Origin of the sequence: Rhodococcus sp. 114MFTsu3.1 (genome assembly GCF_000383555.1) — a bacterium.
Classification (GTDB): Bacteria; Actinomycetota; Actinomycetes; order Mycobacteriales; family Mycobacteriaceae; genus Rhodococcoides; species Rhodococcoides fascians_E.
Genome location: NZ_KB911560.1, coordinates 10,963 through 28,827 on the forward strand (window position 1 = coordinate 10,963; position 17,865 = coordinate 28,827).

13 protein-coding genes are annotated in these 17,865 nt (G+C 65.6%); 3 read left to right on the forward strand and 10 right to left on the reverse strand.

The features are described 5' to 3' along the window. The first annotated feature begins 363 nt into the window (after positions 1-363). The gene (locus H292_RS0123710) at positions 364-5,832 is read left to right on the forward strand and encodes an ATP-binding protein (RefSeq protein ID WP_019665281.1); all 5,469 of its coding nucleotides are present in this window, start codon (positions 364-366) and stop codon (positions 5,830-5,832) included. A 146-nt stretch (positions 5,833-5,978) separates the two neighbouring features. Here the strand turns inward: H292_RS0123710 and H292_RS0123715 are convergent, their stop codons facing one another. The 10 genes from H292_RS0123715 to H292_RS28775 all read right to left on the reverse strand — a co-directional run bounded on the left by H292_RS0123715 (position 5,979) and on the right by H292_RS28775 (position 15,823). Beyond that, the gene (locus H292_RS0123715) at positions 5,979-7,199 is read right to left on the reverse strand and encodes a glycerate kinase family protein (protein WP_020113060.1); all 1,221 of its coding nucleotides are present in this window, start codon (positions 7,197-7,199) and stop codon (positions 5,979-5,981) included. Positions 7,200-7,227: 28 nt separating this feature from the next. Next, complete coding sequence (locus tag H292_RS0123720; RefSeq protein WP_020113061.1) at positions 7,228-8,727, reverse strand: SLC13 family permease; 1,500 nt, start codon at positions 8,725-8,727, stop codon at positions 7,228-7,230. Continuing rightward, positions 8,724-9,383, reverse strand: coding sequence for a response regulator transcription factor (locus tag H292_RS0123725; protein WP_019665284.1), 660 nt, complete (start codon positions 9,381-9,383; stop codon positions 8,724-8,726). The genes H292_RS0123720 and H292_RS0123725 overlap by 4 nt, the downstream gene beginning before the upstream one ends. After that, complete coding sequence (locus H292_RS0123730) at positions 9,380-10,909, reverse strand: sensor histidine kinase (RefSeq protein ID WP_231383915.1); 1,530 nt, start codon at positions 10,907-10,909, stop codon at positions 9,380-9,382. Before H292_RS0123730 ends, H292_RS0123725 begins: the two co-directional genes overlap by 4 nt. Next, positions 10,899-11,243, reverse strand: a complete 345-nt coding sequence (locus H292_RS0123735) for a hypothetical protein (RefSeq protein WP_019665286.1) — start codon at positions 11,241-11,243, stop codon at positions 10,899-10,901. The genes H292_RS0123730 and H292_RS0123735 overlap by 11 nt, the downstream gene beginning before the upstream one ends. Before the next feature lie 95 nt (positions 11,244-11,338). Beyond that, a complete protein-coding gene (locus H292_RS0123740) occupies positions 11,339-12,235 on the reverse strand; it encodes a pseudouridine synthase (protein WP_020113063.1) in 897 nt (298 codons plus the stop codon). After that, entirely contained in the window at positions 12,228-13,070 is an 843-nt protein-coding gene (gene trhO / locus H292_RS0123745) for an oxygen-dependent tRNA uridine(34) hydroxylase TrhO (protein ID WP_020113064.1), read from the reverse strand. The genes H292_RS0123740 and trhO overlap by 8 nt, the downstream gene beginning before the upstream one ends. 92 nt (positions 13,071-13,162) lie before the next feature. After that, positions 13,163-14,833, reverse strand: coding sequence for an alkaline phosphatase D family protein (locus tag H292_RS0123750; RefSeq protein ID WP_020113065.1), 1,671 nt, complete (start codon positions 14,831-14,833; stop codon positions 13,163-13,165). Between the two features lie 62 nt (positions 14,834-14,895). After that, positions 14,896-15,636 carry a GNAT family N-acetyltransferase gene (locus tag H292_RS0123755; protein ID WP_019665290.1) on the reverse strand — a complete coding sequence of 247 codons (741 nt, stop codon included), beginning with the start codon at positions 15,634-15,636 and terminating at the stop codon, positions 14,896-14,898. A gap of 52 nt (positions 15,637-15,688) precedes the next feature. Further along, positions 15,689-15,823, reverse strand: coding sequence for a ParA family protein (locus tag H292_RS28775; RefSeq protein WP_019665291.1), 135 nt, complete (start codon positions 15,821-15,823; stop codon positions 15,689-15,691). Positions 15,824-15,880: 57 nt separating this feature from the next. On the opposite strand from H292_RS28775, the gene H292_RS0123765 reads away from it, so the two are divergent. Next, positions 15,881-17,359 carry a cryptochrome/photolyase family protein gene (locus H292_RS0123765; RefSeq protein ID WP_019665292.1) on the forward strand — a complete coding sequence of 493 codons (1,479 nt, stop codon included), beginning with the start codon at positions 15,881-15,883 and terminating at the stop codon, positions 17,357-17,359. Between the two features lie 35 nt (positions 17,360-17,394). After that, positions 17,395-17,862, forward strand: coding sequence for a GbsR/MarR family transcriptional regulator (locus tag H292_RS0123770; RefSeq protein WP_020113066.1), 468 nt, complete (start codon positions 17,395-17,397; stop codon positions 17,860-17,862). The last annotated feature ends 3 nt before the right edge of the window (positions 17,863-17,865 follow it).

Genomic DNA, 17,865 nt, shown 5'->3' on the forward strand with positions numbered 1-17,865 from the left:
CGTGAAATGCCCTGCGGTGGTTGAGGTTTGAACAACGCGATATCTGTCACATCCACCGAGTCGAAAGTTGACATCGCAAACCTGCTGTGAGCGGCTAGAATAAGTCGACATTCAGACAGGCCCATCCGATATCGACGGGCCACGAGTACAAGCCGTCGAGATCGGAGAATCGGGCGTGGTCGCCACCGCAAGGACACATCGGCACAGTGTGACCACCCAACAGCACCGTTCGACCGACCACGACGAAGCAGATTCCCCGAATCGGCCCTGGCGCCGACCGAAGATCTGATAGAACCCGACGGGCTCGAAAAGTAGTGCCCGACGTGAGACAGACCGAGTTCACCCGAGACGAAGAGAGACACGTTGTTCAAGCGGATTGCAGTAGTCAACAGAGGCGAGGCGGCAGTACGCCTGATCAGGGCCGTCAAGGAACTCAACGCAGAGCACGACTACGGCATCCGGACGGTCGCGCTGCACACCGAAGCAGAGCGTCGGGCCATGTTCGTGCGCCAAGCCGACGAGGCCGTCACCCTGGGTAAGCCCGCGTCCGGTTCCGCCTACCTCGACTACGAGGTGCTCGAGGCCGCCCTCGTCGAGTCCGGCGCGGACGCGGTGTGGGTCGGATGGGGATTCGTCGCCGAGGACCCGGCGTTCGCCGACATCGTCGCTCGCTTGAACATCACCTTCATCGGTCCGTCGTCCAGCGCGATGCGCCTGCTCGGCGACAAGGTCGAAGCCAAGCTTCTCGCCGAGAAAGTCGGCGTCCCCGTGGCACCGTGGTCCGGCGGACCCGTCGAGACCCGCGCCGACGCTCGTCGTCACGCCCAGGCGATCGGCTACCCGCTGATCATCAAAGCCCGCTCCGGTGGTGGTGGCCGCGGCATCCGCAAGGTCTTCCACGAGGACGAACTCGAACTCGCACTCGAGCGCACCCAGGGCGAGGCCGAGCGTTCCTTCGGTGACCCGGTCGTGTTCATCGAACGTCTCGTCACCGACGCCCGCCACGTCGAGGTTCAGGTCATCGCCGACAACCACGGCAATGTCTGGGCTCCGGGCGTACGCGACTGCTCGATCCAGCGCCGCAACCAGAAGGTCATCGAAGAGTCCAGCTCGCCGCTGCTGACGAAGGAACAGTCCGACCACCTGCGGTCCGTGTCCGCCGAACTCGTCCGCGCAGCCGAATACGCAGGCGCAGGCACGGTCGAGTACCTGTACCAGCCCGAGCAGAAGATCTTCACGTTCCTCGAGGTCAACACTCGACTGCAGGTCGAGCACCCGATCACCGAGTACACCACCGGAATCGACCTGGTGAAGCTGCAGATTCTCGTCGCGGGCGGCCACCGCCTCGAAGGAGACTGCCCAGCCGAGTTCGGTCACGCCGTCGAGGCACGCCTGAACGCCGAGGACGCCGACAACGGCTTCGCACCGGCACCGGGCAGCGTCGAACTGCTCAAGTTCCCGCTCGGCACCGGCATCCGCGTCGACACCGGTATCGCCCAGGGCGACGTCATTCCCCCGGACTACGACTCCATGGTCGCCAAGGTCATCGCCTGGGGCCGCGATCGCAGCGAGGCCTTCGCCCGCCTGCGCAACGCACTGCGCGAGACCACCGTCGTCATCGACGGCGGTACCACCACCAAGTCGTTCCTGCTCGGCCTGCTCGACAAGGAAGAGGTCATCACCGCCTCCGCCGACACCGGCTGGCTCGACCGCACCGACGCAGGCACCCCCGCAGGCCCGACGGCCACAGCCGACATCGCGATCATCGCCGCGGCCATCGACGCATACGACGCCGAGGAAGCACACGAACGTGCGTCGTTCCTCACCTCAGCCCGCGGCGGACGCCCCCGCGCCAGCCACACCGTCGGCCGTACCGTGGAACTGAGCTACCAGGGTCAGGCCTACAAGCTGACCGTCGGCCAGACCGGACCGCACAGCTACCGCGTCGACGGTGACAGCGGAGACCTGCAGGTCGATGTCGAACGCCTCGGCGCATACGAGAGCCGACTCGTCCTCGGTGGCCGCCGATACTCCGTCGTGACCGTCGCGCAGGCCGCGCACTTCCTCGTCGAGGTCGACGGCATCAGCCACCAGATCAGCCAGGACGAGGCGGGCCTCGTCCGCGCCCCCGCACCTGCTGTCGTCGTCGCAGTCCCCGTCGCCGTGGGTGACGACGTGGAGGCAGGGCAGACCCTCGTCGTACTCGAATCCATGAAGATGGAAACCGCGGTCCGCTCCCCCTACGCCGGCAAGGTCCGCGAGGTACTCGCCTCGGTCAACGGCCAGGTCGACTCCGGCGCCGCGTTGCTGCGTGTCGACCAGGCAGGCGAGCAGAAGGCCGCCAGCCAGACGGCACGGGTGGAATTCCGCACGGCGGACCTCGCATCCGGTGCGTCGGCGAGCTGCCAGGCGCTGGGCGTACTCGAGGAACTGTCCGCCCTGATCACCGGATTCGACGTCAGCGCATCGCGTGCACGCACCCTGCTGACCGAGTACGAAACCCTGCGTGCCGACGTTCCACGCGACGACCGCAGCGTCGTCGATGCAGAATTGGTTCTGCTCAACACCTTCGCCGACATCTGCGAGCTCTCCCGTAATCGTCCGACGATGGACGAGGAGAACACCGACGAGCGTGTCCATTCCCCGCGTGAGCACTTCCACTCGTTCCTCGGCTCACTCGACGCCGACGTCCAAGGACTGCCGGATGCGTTCCGCAGCAAGCTCTCTCGTGCACTTCGACACTACGACGCAGGCGATCTGGAACGCGGCCCCGAGCTCGAAGAGGCCGTCTACCGCGTCTTCCTCGCACTCCAACGCATCGAGAACCAGGTTCCCGTCGTCGCTGCTCTGCTGGACCACTGGTTGACCGACTCCGCTGCCCAGCAAGCCAGCGAATCCGCGATCGGCGACGTGCTCGAGCGACTCATCGTCGCCACCCAGGCTCGCTACCCGGTCATCGGCGACGTCGCCCGCAACCTGCGGTTCCGGTTGTTCGACGCCCCGCAGATCGCACGTGCACGCGACCAGGTCTACGACGGAGTTCGCGGCAGCCTGCAGTACCTCGCCGAGAACCCCGACGCCCACGATTACGCGGCACGTATCGACGCATTGGTCTCGACGCCGGAACCACTGATCGACCTCCTCGCATCCCGTATCGAGAACCCCGGCGCCCTGCTCGAGGTCATCACCAGGCAGTTCTACGAGATCCGCACGCTCGAGGACGTCAAGGCGTTCGACCGTGAAGGCAAGCACTTCGTCACCGGCAACTTCGAACTCGCCGGTGAGCGTCTCCACTTGGTCTCCACCGCAACGTCGTTCGCGGAACTGCGCGCGACTCTCGACGCCATCGACGACATCGCAGGCCCCACCCCCGAGCACCTCGCCGTCGACCTCTACCTCTCCTGGCCCGACGCTCCCGCCGACGGCGACGAGATCTCGTCGACCATTCACGCCGTGCTGTCCGAGCATCCCCGCACACGTGGATGGCGTCGCATCACCATCACCGTCTGCGGCGACGACGTTCGCAACGTGACGTTCCGCCGACCCAACGTCGACGGCTCCGAACCGCTCGCCGAGGACATCGTCATCCGCGACATGCACCCGCTCACCGGGCAGCGACTGGATCTGTGGCGCCTGAAGAACTTCGACGGCAAGCGTCTGCCTGCCACGCCGGGGACGTACCTCTTCCAGCTCAAGGCGAAAGAGAACCCGTCCGACGAGCGCCTCATGGCTCTCGCCGAAATCCGCGGTGTCACCACCCAACTCGACGAGAACGGCGAAGTCGTCGCCGTCCCCGAAATCGAGCGCACCGTCGCAGCATGCCTCGACGGCATCCGTCGATTCCAGGCACAGCGCGGAAAAAAGCGCCTCGACGCCAACCGCGTCACCCTCTACGTCTGGCCTGTGCTCGACGTACCCGAGGACCGCCTGGCGACCATCGCACGCCACATCGCGCCGTCGACCATCGGCGCAGGCCTGGAAGAGATCACGCTGATCGCGCGCCTGAAGGACGGCGTCAACTCCGTCCCCCGCGACGTCGCGATCCGCTTCTCCTACCGCTCCGGCGCAGGCATCGTCGCCAAGGTCACCGACAAGCCGACCGAGCCGCTGCGCCCGATCGACGAGTACACCCAGAAGGTTCAGCGTTCGCAGGCACGCGGCACCGTGTACCCGTACGAGCTGATCCCTCTGCTGACCGAAGCAGGCGGAACGTTCACCGAATACGACTTCGACGAAGCAGGCACGTTCGGCGCCGTCGACCGTCCGTACGGAAAGAACAAGGCGGGCATCATCGCCGGCGTCGTCACCACACCGAGCGAGCGCTACCCCGAAGGCATCACCCGCGTCGCCCTGTTCGGTGACCCGACCAAGGCGCTCGGCACCGTCGCCGAAGCAGAATGCTCCCGCATCGTCGCCGCCATCGACCTCGCCGAGAAGATCGGCGCACCCGTCGAATGGTTCGCCCTGTCCTCCGGCGCCACCATCTCGATGGCCACCGGAACCGAGAACATGGACTGGGTCTCGCGCGGCCTGCGCCGGATCATCACGTTCACCCAGGGCGGCGGCGAGATCAACATCATCGTCGCAGGCATCAACGTCGGCGCCCAGCCGTACTGGAACGCCGAAGCGACCATGCTCGCCCACACCAAGGGCATCCTCGTGATGACCCCGGACAGTGCCATGGTGCTCACCGGCAAGCAGTCCCTGGACTACTCCGGTGGAGTCTCCGCCGAAGACAACTTCGGCATCGGTGGCTACGACCGCGTCATGGGACCGAACGGCCAGGCCCAGTACTGGGCGCCGAACCTGCGTGCCGCCGTGGAAGTTCTGTTCGCGCACTACGACCACGCATACGCGCTGCCCGGCGAACGTTTCCCACGCCGCGCCGTCACCGCCGACCCGACCGACCGCGACGTGCGCAGCTACCCGCACGTGCACCCGTCGAGCGACTTCACCACCGTCGGCGACATCTTCTCCAGCGCAACCAACCCGGACCGCAAGAAGCCGTTCGACATCCGCACCGTCATGCGCGCCGTCGTCGACCAGGATCACTCGGTCCTCGAGCGCTGGGCCGACATGGCCGACGCCGACACCTCCGTCGTCTTCGATGCACACCTCGCCGGAATCCCCGTCTCGGTCATCGGCATCGAATCCCGGGCCATCCCCCGTAAGGGCTGGTTCCCCGCCGACGGACCGGACCAGTGGACGTCGGGCACGTTGTTCCCGAGCTCGTCGAAGAAGACCGCACGAGCCATCAACGCCGCCAGCGGATCACGTCCGATCGTGGTGCTGGCCAACCTGTCCGGCTTCGACGGTTCACCCGAGTCGCTGCGCAACATCCAGCTCGAATACGGCGCCGAAATCGGAAGGGCCATCGTCAACTTCGACGGACCCATCGTGTTCTGCGTCGTCTCCCGCTACCACGGCGGCGCATTCGTGGTGTTCTCCGGAGCACTCAACGACAACATGGAAGTTCTCGCCGTCGAAGGCTCCTTCGCCTCCGTCCTCGGTGGTGCACCCGCCGCAGCCGTCGTCTTCACCCGCGACGTCAACGCCCGCACCGCAGCCGACGACGCGGTGAAGGAACTCGAAGCCCGGCTCACCGCAGCCGACACCGACGCCGAACGCGCACACCTACGCGTCGAACTGGCCTCGACCAAGGCCGACGTCCGCAACGCCAAACTCGGCGAAGTCGCCGCGGAATTCGAAGCAATCCACAACATCCAGCGAGCACAACAAGTCGGATCCGTGGACCACATCGTCCCCGCCGCCGAACTGCGACCACAAATCATCGCAGCCATCGAACGAGGCATCGCCCGCGCACAGGCATAACCTCCAACCGCTGCGCCCCCTGACCAACGGTCAGGGGGCGCAGTCGTGTCCGGGCTGGCCTCCATTTTCCGGACCGAACGTGACGTTCGGTCACTTGGAGTGACCGAACGGTTCATTCGGTCCCACCCAAAGGGGGTGCGCGGCGGCTAGGCGGCACCCTTGCGTCGTTTGCCACCGGACCGTGCGGAGACGGCGCCGCCGAGGAGAATCATCCGCATCGTTCGCTCCGCTGCATCGGTGAGCAGGGACTCGCCATTGGCTACGGCTTCGGCCAGGGGCATGGGGACCGTGATGATCGATGCGATGGCTGCGATGCCGACGTCGTGGACAGCCGGCGCACCCTGTCCCAGCGATCCTGCCAGCGCGATGAGAGGTACGCCGAGTCGTTGGCAGCGCCGCGCCACTTCGGCGGGGACTTTGCCTTTCGGGGTCTGGAAGTCGATCGACCCTTCGGCGGTGATCACCAGGTCCGCCTTGCGAATTCGGCGGTCGAGGTCGATTCCGGACAGTCCCGAATCGAGAAGGGCGTCGAATCGAGACCGGAGGGCGGCACCGACACCGGCTGCGAGACCGGCGCCCAGCCCTCCCGACGCTCCTGTACCGAGGCCGTGCCGGATGTCGCCGTCGTGGACTCCGTCGCGTTCGAGGACGTCGGCCCAGTTGTCCAGGGCCTCGGACAAGCGTTCCACCTGCGTCGTGGACGCGCCCTTCTGTGGCCCGAACACGCGTGCCACCCCGCCCGAACCGCACAGGACGTTGTGCGGGTTGCAGGCCAACACCACTTCCACCTCGGCCAACCTCGGATGTAGTCCGCTCCGGTCGATCGACACGGCTCGGGTCAGTTCGTTTCCTCCGAGGCCGATCTCGATCCCCTCGGCGTCGAGAATCCGAGCACCGAGCGCCTGCAGTGCTCCGGCCCCACCGTCGCACGTCCCGGAATCCCCACAGCCGACGAGAATCTGCTCGGCCCCGGCGTCGAGTGCGGCCGCAATGAGCTGCCCGACGCCGTGCGTCGTCGTCGCCCCCGGGTCACGCATGTCGGCCGGTACGAGCGAAAGCCCAGCGGCCGCAGCCATTTCGACGACGGCGACGCCGGTCGCCGAACCACCGAGGGTTGCCCACTGCGCGGTCACCGCCTGTCCGACGGGTCCCGTCACCACCGCGTCGTGCAGTTGTCCTCGCGTCGCGGCGGCCAGAGTGCGTGCAGTGCCTTCCCCGCCGTCGGCGATCGGCGCGGTGTCGACGCGCACCCCGGGCAGTACGCGTCGCACACCTGCAGCGATGGCGGTCGCCACCGACTCTGCGCACAGGCTTTCCTTGAAACCGCTGGGAGCAACGAGAATTCTCTGCGGGACGCGATTGGACATGGGGGTTCTCCTCTGGGGACGTGGACGATCAGGAATGCAGGGACAGCCCGAGTGCGGGCCAGACCCACAACGCGCAGGCGAGGATCAGCGCCACCGATACCGGAGCGAGGGCAGCGGACATCCGAAGCAGATGTGATCCGGAGTAGCCGGGGACGGTGTCCGAGGCAGCGAACATGGCAACCGGCTTGGCAGAACTGGTGAGAGTCAGACAGAATCCCGCGGCGGCGGTCGATGCGAATGCCGCTGCAGCAGGATCGATTCCGAAGGCAGGTGCCGTGGCGATCACGATGGGGACGAGCACCGCGGACCGAGCCGAACGCGATTGGATCACCAAGTGGGACACCAGCGACACCAGAACGACGACCACCACGAACGACGTGGCTGCCGACCCGCCCATTCCGCGAACCGGGCCGAACGCAAGGTCGGCGAACCACTGGGCGGCACCGCTGGTGGTCAGGGCGACACCCAGACACAGCGTCGCCGCCATGAACAGCAACAGCGACCACGGAATGGTCTTGAGCGCGGCAGGCAGCGTGGTAGCACCCAGGCGCGGAGCCGCCGCCAACAGCGCTCCGATCATCGCCACGATCGCCGGGTCGATGCCATGCAGCGGTTCACTCGACCACAGCACGATCACGACGCCGAGCAACGCGACGAGCCGACGCTGCGGCCTGGTGAGGGGTGCGGCCGAGCTGACACCGAATGCGTTCGTGCTCAGCGTGATCGGATTTGCACGCTCGGATCGGTCGGTGAAGAGCGACAGCGCGATCTCGGCCGCGATGTGGGACCACACGATCGCCAGAGGAAGACCGAGGAGGATCCACTGCAGAAAGCCGATTCCCGAGCCCGTGGCGGTCCGCAGGATTTCGCTGGTGATCAAATGCGCTCCTGCACCGAGCAGTGAACCGACGGCCGAGAACAGGATCACCGACGGAAATACGATCGCCAAGGCCAGCACCAATTTCGGACGGTGCCGCAGGACCGCGGCCAACGCCAGGAACACCGGGAGTGCGAGGGCGGCCCGCCCCGACGTCGCTGGAATCGCGTAGGTGGTGACGAGCAGAACGATGGTCACGAGGTGGACGAGTTGGCGCGGAGTGCGTGCCGCGGACAACACCCGCGCGGCGACCCACGACGCCAGTCCGCTCGCCGTGACTGCTGCGGCGATGACGAAGGATCCGACCAACAGCCAGATAACGGTGTCGCCCAGGGTGCCGGTGAACGTCTCGGCGTCGACCGGACCTGCCAGGACGAGAGTGAGTGCCGCGCCGAGAGCGACGTACGTGTCGTCCACCGGCGCGAAAATCCACATCCACACCGCGACGAGGAAGACAAGCACCGTGACCGTTCCGTCGAACGAGAGGTCCCCGGCGACACCGGCGAACACCACGCGAACGCAGAGAAGCAGGACGACGACACCGCTGAGCGCAATGGGCAGCGTCGGCGCGGGGATCCGCATCCTCGGGCGACTGGGCCCGGTGCGGCCGAGCTTGGTGGGCGGGGTTGTTGCGAAACGTGTCTCGGTCATCGCAATCGATATCCCATGCCGCGCACCGTCTCCACACGCTCGGCACCGATCTTCGAGCGCAGCGCCCGAACGTAGACGTCGACGACGTTGGACGCAGGATCGAAATCGTAACCCCACACCTGACCCAGAATTTGCTCCCGGGAGAGCACCTGGTCGGCGTGTCTGAGAAAGACTTCGAGCAACGCGAACTCACGTGCCGTCAGATCGACCACCCGATCGCCGATCTGCGCTCGGCGAGACCGCAGGTCCAAGCTCAGATCCCGCAGCACCAGCGACGACTCCGCACCGATCGACACGTCGTCCTGCAATCTCAAGCGCACGCGTGCAAGCAATTCCGCGAACTGGAACGGCTTGGTCATGTAATCGTTCGCGCCGCCTTCGAGTCCGGCCACGGTGTCTCGGACACTGTCACGGGCCGTCAGGACGACGACCGGAGTGCTCACGCCCTCACCCCGAAGTTGACGAAGAACAGTGAAGCCGTCCATCGACGGGAGCCCGATGTCGAGCACCACCATGTCGAACCCGCCCTCGCGGGCCATCATGAGCGCCGTCTCACCGTCGGCGACATGCTCGGTGCTGTATCCAGCGGCGCGCAGGCCCTTTCCGACGAACGACGCAATGTGCACATCGTCCTCGGCGATGAGTATGCGGCTCATGAGATCTCCTTCGTGGCGGTGTCGTCGTACTGTTGTTCGGTGATGACGGTGTGTCCCGGGCTCGGCAGGTCGAGGCCGAAGGTCGCGCCCTCGCCGTGCACACTGCGCACCCAGGCGGACCCGCCGTGCGCGTCGGCGATGGCTCGGACGATGGCCAAGCCGAGTCCCGCACCCGAGCGCTGCTGCGGCGTCGTCCGATCGGCCGGAGACCCTCGCTGAAATCGTTCGAAGATCAGCGGCGCGTCCTCGGGCCGGACACCGGGGCCGTCGTCGGTGATCCACAACGAGAAGACCCTTCCGTCTCCGTCGCCGTCGAAGCGCGACCCCAGCCGGATTCGAGACCCGACCGCGGTGTGTCCCACCGCGTTGGCGGCCATCTGCACCATCGCCTGCGTCACACGTTCCGCGTCGAGACTGCACGTTCCCTCCGCGACCTCCATCAGCAACCACTGCCGATCGCCGATCGTCTGCACTTTCGACTCGATGTCGAGGACCAACTGCGCTACGTCCACGGTCTTGCGGACGACGAAGTCCGGTTGCTCCGCCTTCGCCAGCATGAGCAGATCGCTGACGATCCGGCCCATTCGTCCGAGCTCGCTGTCCACCAACGCCAACGTCTTGCGCCGCTCGTCGGGGTCATCGGACATCAGCTCGAGGTGCCCGCGGACGATCGTGATGGGGGTCCGCAATTCGTGGCCGGCGTCGTCGACGAACTGGCGTTGCGTCGTGTAGGCGCTCTCGAGCCGATCCAGCATCGCGTTGAACGTCTCGGCGAGGTCGGCGATGTCGTCACGACCGTGCACCGGCACCCGCGCGGTCAGATCCGTCTCACCGATTTCCGCGGCAACGGTACGCACGGTGCGCACCGGTGCCAGGATGCGGCCTGCCACCAGATACGCGACGCCTGCCGTGAGCGACAATCCGACGATGCCGACGAGAGCCATCGTCTGCATCGTGCGGTTGACGAGGTCGCGTCCGGACTTGGTGAACACCGCAACGAACAACGTTCCGCCCGTCCCGGCGACGTCGTCGACATCGACTCGTCCCCAGCGCATCTGACCCGACACCGTCTCGACGACGCCGGCAGGCTGCGCCGAGTCGATCGACGAACGCACCAGTCCCGGATCCTGCATCAACGCGTCCGGGACATCCCCACGAGGTTGTCCGACGACGTCGTTGCCGACGACTCCGATCATCACCTCACCGAGGCTGGGCGACTGCCGCGCCAGATAGACCTCGAGCAGCCGCTCGACGGACACGAACGGGCGCGTCGTCGTCGGGTCGACGCCTTCCGCGGCGAACGTCCTGAACTCGTCTGCCTCCTGCACGATGTCGTCGTTGGCTCGCACGTCGACGTCACGCAGCAGCAGATTACGAGCCGTGACCAGAACGACGACCAGAAGCAGAAGCGTCGTCAGCATGATCCAGGCCGTGATCTTCCAGCGAGCCGGAAGGGAGGATCCGCGCCTGGTCACTGCAGTCGAATCGGGAGCAGTCGAGTCGGGAGCTGTCGTATCAGTCGTCATCGTCGTCCCCACCGTCGTCGCCGTCGTCGTCCCAGTCGTCGTCGTACGGAATCACCGGTGCCTGAGGAGCCGGCGCGGGAGCCTGGGGAGCAGGGGCTGGGGCAGGGGCAGGGGCAGGCGGCGGTGGCGGCAGCTCGGTCGGCGGCTGCGGGGCCGGCTGGGTCGTGGTCGGCTGGGTCGCAGTCGGCTGGGTTGCAGTCGGTACGACGCTCACCACCACCGGCGCCGGATCCAACTCCGGATCAGGGGCGCGGGTGAGGAGGAAACTTGCCGCCAAGACGAACGCGACGGCTGCGAGTATCGCGCCGACGGCGAGCGGTCGGGAGGAGTGCATGGGTAGAACTATGCCGGGAATCCATGACGTACCCATGAGACGCACATGAAGGTTTCTTCATCTGTGTCTTGCTCTTGCGGCGGTTCGACTCCGGCTCAGCCCGCGAGGGTCCGCCTGCTCACGAATCTGCGACGCCCACCGGTGATGGGGTCGTCGAACTCCACCGCACGGGCGAGCAGCTGCAACGGGGAGTCGAAATCGTCGGCTGCAGTCCGGGTGTAGATCGGATAATAGGAGTCGCCCTTGATCGGAATACCCAACGAGGACAGGTGAATCCGAAGCTGATGAGTACGGCCGGTGTGCGGGAAGAGCCGGTAGCGAGCAGTGTCACCGAACCGTTCGACGAGTTCGATGCGGGTCTCGCTGTTGGGCTCCCCCGGTTCCTCGCGGGCGACCATCACACCGTGATCCTTCAGTATCCGGCTGCGCACCACCCGGGGGAATTCCAGAGACGGATCGAATCCAGCGACTGCCTCGTACTCCTTGAGCACTGCCCGCGAGGAGAACAGTTCCTGGTACGGACGCCGAAGCTCCCGCGAGCGGGTGAAGATCAACACTCCTGCCGTCGCTCTGTCCAGACGATGAGCGGGCGTCAGGTCCTCACAACCGAGGAGGCGACGCAGTCTGACGGTCGCGGTCTCGGTGACGTGCATTCCGCGAGGAATCGTCGCGAGGAAATGCGGTTTGTCGACGACGACGATGCCCGCCGCGTCGTACAGAACGTCGAGCTCGAACGGCACCGGAGTCTCGGGTGCCGGCACGCGATGGAAGTGGACGAACCTCCCTGGTGCGTAACGACTCTCGACGGTCCAAGGCCGAGCCTTCTCGTCGACCACCTCGCCGCCGGTCAACATCGTCACCCAGTCGTCTCCGGGATGCTCACGCTGCAGGTAGTCGAGAACGAGTACGGACGAGTCGTCGTGCGGAAGGCGGATTCTCAACGGCGCGAGACCGTCCCGATACGGCAGAGGAGGCTGTGAATGCTCAGGCACAGTCCACGCATACCAAGCGAAGGCCCCGCCCGTCGTCGCCGTCGAAATCCTGATATCTCGAGGTCGGGTTGCTGCACACCGTGCATCTCCCGATCACCTCGGTGTGGTCGGAGAAGTCGACCGTCATCCGCTTGTCGAACACGTACAACGATCCTTCCCACAATGCATCGTCGCCGAAAGTCTCTGCGTACCGGACGATTCCACCGTCGATCTGGTAGACCTCCTCGAATCCGCGGGAACGCATGAGTGACGACAGCACCTCGCAGCGGACGCCGCCCGTGCAGTACGTGACCACCGGGCTGGACTTCAGGTGATCGAACTCGCCCGAGTCCAGTTGCGCCACGAAATCCCGCGTCGTCTCCACATCCGGGACGACGGCGTTCTTGAACTTGCCGATCTGCGCTTCGAACGCATTGCGGCCGTCGAAGAACACAACGTCATCGCCGCGCTCGGCAACCAGATCGTTGACCTGCTGCGGACTGAGGTGCACTCCCCCGCCCACCACGCCGTTCTCGTCGACCTTCAACTCCTCCGGCGCCCCGAACGTGACGATCTCCGGCCGAACCTTCACCGACAGGCGCGGAAAATCGTCCCCCAGCCCCTCCGACCACTTGATGTCGGCTGCCTTGAACGGTGCATAGCTTCGGGTGCCGCGGACATACTTCTTGACGTCCTCCACATCACCGCCGACCGTCGCATTGATGCCGTGCTCCGAAATCAGAATGCGCCCGGTGAGGTTGTTCGACGCTGCCAAGGTGTGCTGCCACAGCCGAATCGCCTCGGGATCCGGCAGCGGAGTGAACACGTAGAACAGCACAATCTTCGGTACAGCCATGGTGCAAGTATGCCGCCCGTGGTGACCGAACGGCACATTCGCTCACTCAGAGTGACCGAACGGTACGTTCGGTCCGAAAAAAGAGGGGTCGGCTAGCGGACGGGGAGTGGAGCGGGGTCGACGCGGGCGATGCCGTCGCCGACGGTGAAGCCTGCTGCCCAGGACACTCCGGTGAGCGGGTCCTCCTTGGCGTCGAGGAACCAGTGGTCCATCTGGACGCCCGACGGGGTGACGTCGAAGACTCCGAACCCGTGGCTGTCCAGTTCGACGTATCGGATGTGTCGGTTCAGGGTGGTCAGCGCGGCCTCCGCGACTCGGCCCAGGGTATGCGGCGGGGTCTTGGTGAGGTCGTCGACGTTGGCCGAGGACACGGAGGTGACGACGAGCTCCGTCGCGACGCCACCGGTTTCGAAGTAGCGAGCAGCGTCCTGAGGGATGTCGCATGCCCAGGCGGAGTGGATGTCGCCGGTGATGAAGACGGTGTTGTTCACGCCGTTGTCCGCGATGGCGGCGAGCAGCTTCCTGCGGTCGGCGGTGTAGCCGTCCCAGGGGTCGGCCATGTAGGGCACTCCGCCTTCGGGGATGCCGAGCAGCCCGGTCAACGCCCGCGCAGCTTCGCTTTCGAGCGGCGGGACCAGCACCGGGGTGATCATGACGGGATTGCCGACGATCTTCCAGCGGGTCGGTGAGCTGATCAGGCCGTCGGTGAGCCACTGCATCTGGTCTGCGCCGGTGATGGTGCGGTTGGGTGAATCGACCTCGGCTCCCGCCGTCGGCGAAACCTGTTTGGATCGGTAGGTCCGCAGGTCGAGCATCGACAACTCGAGCAGATTGCCGAAGCGGAGTCTGCGGTACAGGTGCCGATTCTGCGGTGTTCCCGCCGCTCGTACCGGCATCCACTCGTAGTAGGCCTGGACGGAGTTGGCCTTGCGGACGTTCCAAGGCCCTTCGGTCTCCGGCTGGTGGTTCTGGGCTCCGCCGTCGTAGGCGTCGTTCGCGCTTTCGTGGTCGTCCCAGGTGCAGATCCACGGCACCCCCAGATGCGCGGCCTGCAGGTCGGGGTCGCTCTTGTACTGGCCGTGCCTGGTCCGGTAGTCCGCGAGACTCACGATCTCGTGGACCGGATCGTGGACGCGGATGACGCCGTTCTTTCCGGCGAACTCTCCTGTGCGGTACTCGTAGATGTAATCGCCCAAGTGGATGATCGCGTCCAGATCGGTCCGCGTCGACAGATGTCGGTAGGCACCGAAGTACCCGGACTCCCAGTTGGAGCAGGACACGACACCGAACCTGATTCGCTCGACGTCCGCGTCGTTCGCCGGAGCCGTCGACGTCGTACCCACGACCGACTGCACACCCGCGGCGTCACCGTCGGCGATCTCGAAGCTGTAGTAGTACGTCGTCGACGCCGTCAGCCCGTCGACGTCCACCTTGACGGTGTGATCGACCCCGGCGTCGGTCGTCACAGCGCCGCTGCGGACGAGGTTCGTCAACTGAGGGTCGGTGGCCACGCGCCACCGCACGGTCGTGGCCGGGCCGAGGCCCGAGCCCGGGGTTGCACCGGGCTCCGGAGTGACACGAGTCCAGAGAATCACCGCATCCGGCGTCGGATCCCCCGACGCGACGCCGTGCTGGAACGGTACGAAATCCTCACCCTGAGCGTGCGCCACGGCAGGCAACGCCGACGCTGCCCCCGCAGCTGCGAGCGCAACCGTCGACGATCGAAGAAACCCTCGTCTGGACACGCCCTCGTTCACGATCACCGAGCCAGTTCATGCGAACTTCGGGCCCCGGTCAAGTCGGGCTGGCCACAGCGGCGGAAAATTCACCGATCCGTTGCCGGTGTGCGTACCCGAGTGACATACGAACGCTTGCGCAGCTTGAAACCGAGCGTCTCGTAGAGGCTGATCGCCGTCACGTTCGACGCGAGAGCGTGCAGGAACGGGGTCTCGCCGCGGTCGACGATGCCTGCACCGACGTCGCGCACCAACCTCGTGGCCAGACCTCGACCACGAAAGGCCGGGTCCGTGCAGACAGCACTGATCTCGGTCCATCCCGGCGGGTGAAGTCGCTCTCCCGCCATCGCGACCAGACGACCGTCGACCCGAATTCCGACGTACCGACCCATCTCGACGGTCCGGATGCGGTACGGGCCGGGGTTGGTGCGGCCGACGAGATCGAGGATGTCCGGGACGTCGTCGGCGCCGAGGACGACGGCGTCGGGGTCGTGGTCGACGGCGAGCGCGGACCCGTCGAGTTGCACCGAATCGAACCCGCCGACGACCTCCCACCCTGCCGGTACCTCGTGACCGAACCCTCGGACCGAGGTCTCCTCACCGGGACCGACGATGCCGGCCAGGTCGTCCCAGTCCTGCGTCGACAGCTGCTGTGGGTGCCCGAGGTGTCCCGCGACATCAGGGTGATAGCGACCGATTCGGCCTCGCCACTGCGCGAAACGCGCATGCTCGCCGAGCAGCGCTTCCCGCACGGCGTCGTCGAGCGGATGTGCGCTCTCACGTACTGCTGATCCTGGATTCCGGGGTAGATCGACGGTCACGTCGACCAAGGCTAGGAGCCGCCGCTGCCTCCGTCACCGGTTGCGATCAGCAAGATTCTGACTACGGATACACACCGGCGGTCGCGATGATGCGCTCGGCCACGGCGGCAGTCGTCGTGGACTTCCCGACGCCGCCCTTCGGATCGATCGTGGCGATGACAGTCGCCAGTGCAGGCCACCTCCCTGTATCGCGCACAGTTCCGCACACAGCGAGCGGGTTTGCAGGCCTATGGATGGGAGCATTCTGCCGTGCATGAACTCCCCGCTCTGGCTGTTCGGCGATCAACTCGGTCCGCATTTCCATTCCACGCCGGACTTCCGTGACCGCGAGGTTCTGCTGATCGAGAGTGCACGCGTGCTCCGACGACGGCCTTTCCACCGGCAGAAGCTCCACCTGGTGCTGTCCGGGATGAGGCACCTGGCCGACGAGCTGGGAGACCGCGCGACCTATCTCAGAACCGAGACCTATCGGGAGGCGCTCGAACAATTCGGCAAACCCGTCGTGGTCTTCGAGCCGACATCGCACGCAGCCGAGGCCTTCGTCGACGGGTTGTTCCAGGAAGGTCTCGTCGAGGACGTGTTGCCGACGCCGATGTTCGCGCTGAGTCGAGCGGATTTCGCGGAGTGGGCAGGTAATCGTCACCAGTTCCGGATGGAAACCTTCTATCGCGATCAGAGGCGACGCTTCGAGATCCTGATGTCCGGTGACGAACCGGTGCAGGGTGTCTGGAATCTCGACGAGGAGAACCGCGAGCCACCACCGAAGAAGCAGGCGACGCTCGGCGTCGACCCGCCGTGGTGGCCGACCGAGGACGACATCGACGAGCAGGTACGCGCAGATCTGGACGCGATGGAGCTGGACACCGTCGGCAACGACGGCCCCCGACTGTTCGCGGTGACTGCAGCCGAGGCACGAAAGGCTTTGGAGCACTTCGTGTCCTACCGACTTCAGGACTTCGGCAAGTACGAGGACGCCGTGATGACGCAGGACTGGACGATGGCGCATTCGTTGTTGTCGGTGCCGCTGAACATGGGATTGCTCGAGCCGATCGACGTGGCGGAGGCCGCCGAGAAGGCCTGGCGCGACGGCGACGCGTCGCTGGCGTCGGTCGAGGGGTTCGTCCGGCAGATACTCGGATGGCGTGAGTACGTGTGGCATCTGTACTGGCACTTCGGACCCGAGTACATCGATCGGAACGAACTCGATGCTCACGTCCCGCTGCCGAAGTGGTTCACCGACCTCGACGGTGACGAGCCGATCGCCGCCTGCCTGGCGCACACACTGTCCGAACTCCGCGACCGCGGCTGGGTGCATCACATCCCGAGGTTGATGATCCTGGGCAACTTCGCACTGCAGCGCGGCTACGACCCTCGCGCCCTCACCGAGTGGTTCGCCACCGCCTTCGTCGACGGGTTCGCGTGGGTCATGCCCGTCAACGTCATCGGCATGAGCCAGCATGCCGACGGCGGTCTCATCGCCACGAAACCGTACGCATCCGGCGGCGCCTATCTGAACCGAATGACCGATCACTGCGGTGGATGCGAGTACAACCCCAAGAAGCGACTCGGGCGCGACGCGTGCCCGTTCACGGCCGGGTACTGGGCGTTCGTGCACCGCCATCGAGATCGGTTGTCTCACAACCACCGAACCGCACGCCAGGTGTCCTCGATGAACAGGTTGTCCGACCTCGACCAGGTCCTCGAGCAGGAGGCACAGCGAGAGGTATTCTGACACAATCGTTCCGTGCTGGAACGAGAGAATCATCGATGAACGACGGTCGATTCCCCGAGTGGTTCGTCGAGCGCTTCGCCGACTACTGGCAGTCCGGCGGGGCGTCGCGCATCGAGGGCAGGATCATGGGGTATCTGCTGATCGACGAGACACCGGGTGTGAGTGCTGCCGAACTCGCCGAGGCTCTGAACACCTCACGCGGATCGGTATCGAACTACATCCGACGCCTCATCACGCGCGGATTCGTCAAACAGGTTCGGCGACCGAAGGATCGGACGCACTACTACGTCATGGACGCGGACGTCTGGGGCGGATTCCTCGAAACCGAACATGCCTACCTCGAGAATCAGCGCGCACTGGCCACCGAAGCACTGAAATACGCCGACCCGAGCGGGCCGGCGTATCTCCGTGTGCTCAACATGCGTGACTACATGGGGTGGATCATCGACAACCGGATGCTGCGCAGCGAGTGGAATCGGTTCAAGGAAGAACGGGATTCCTAGCTC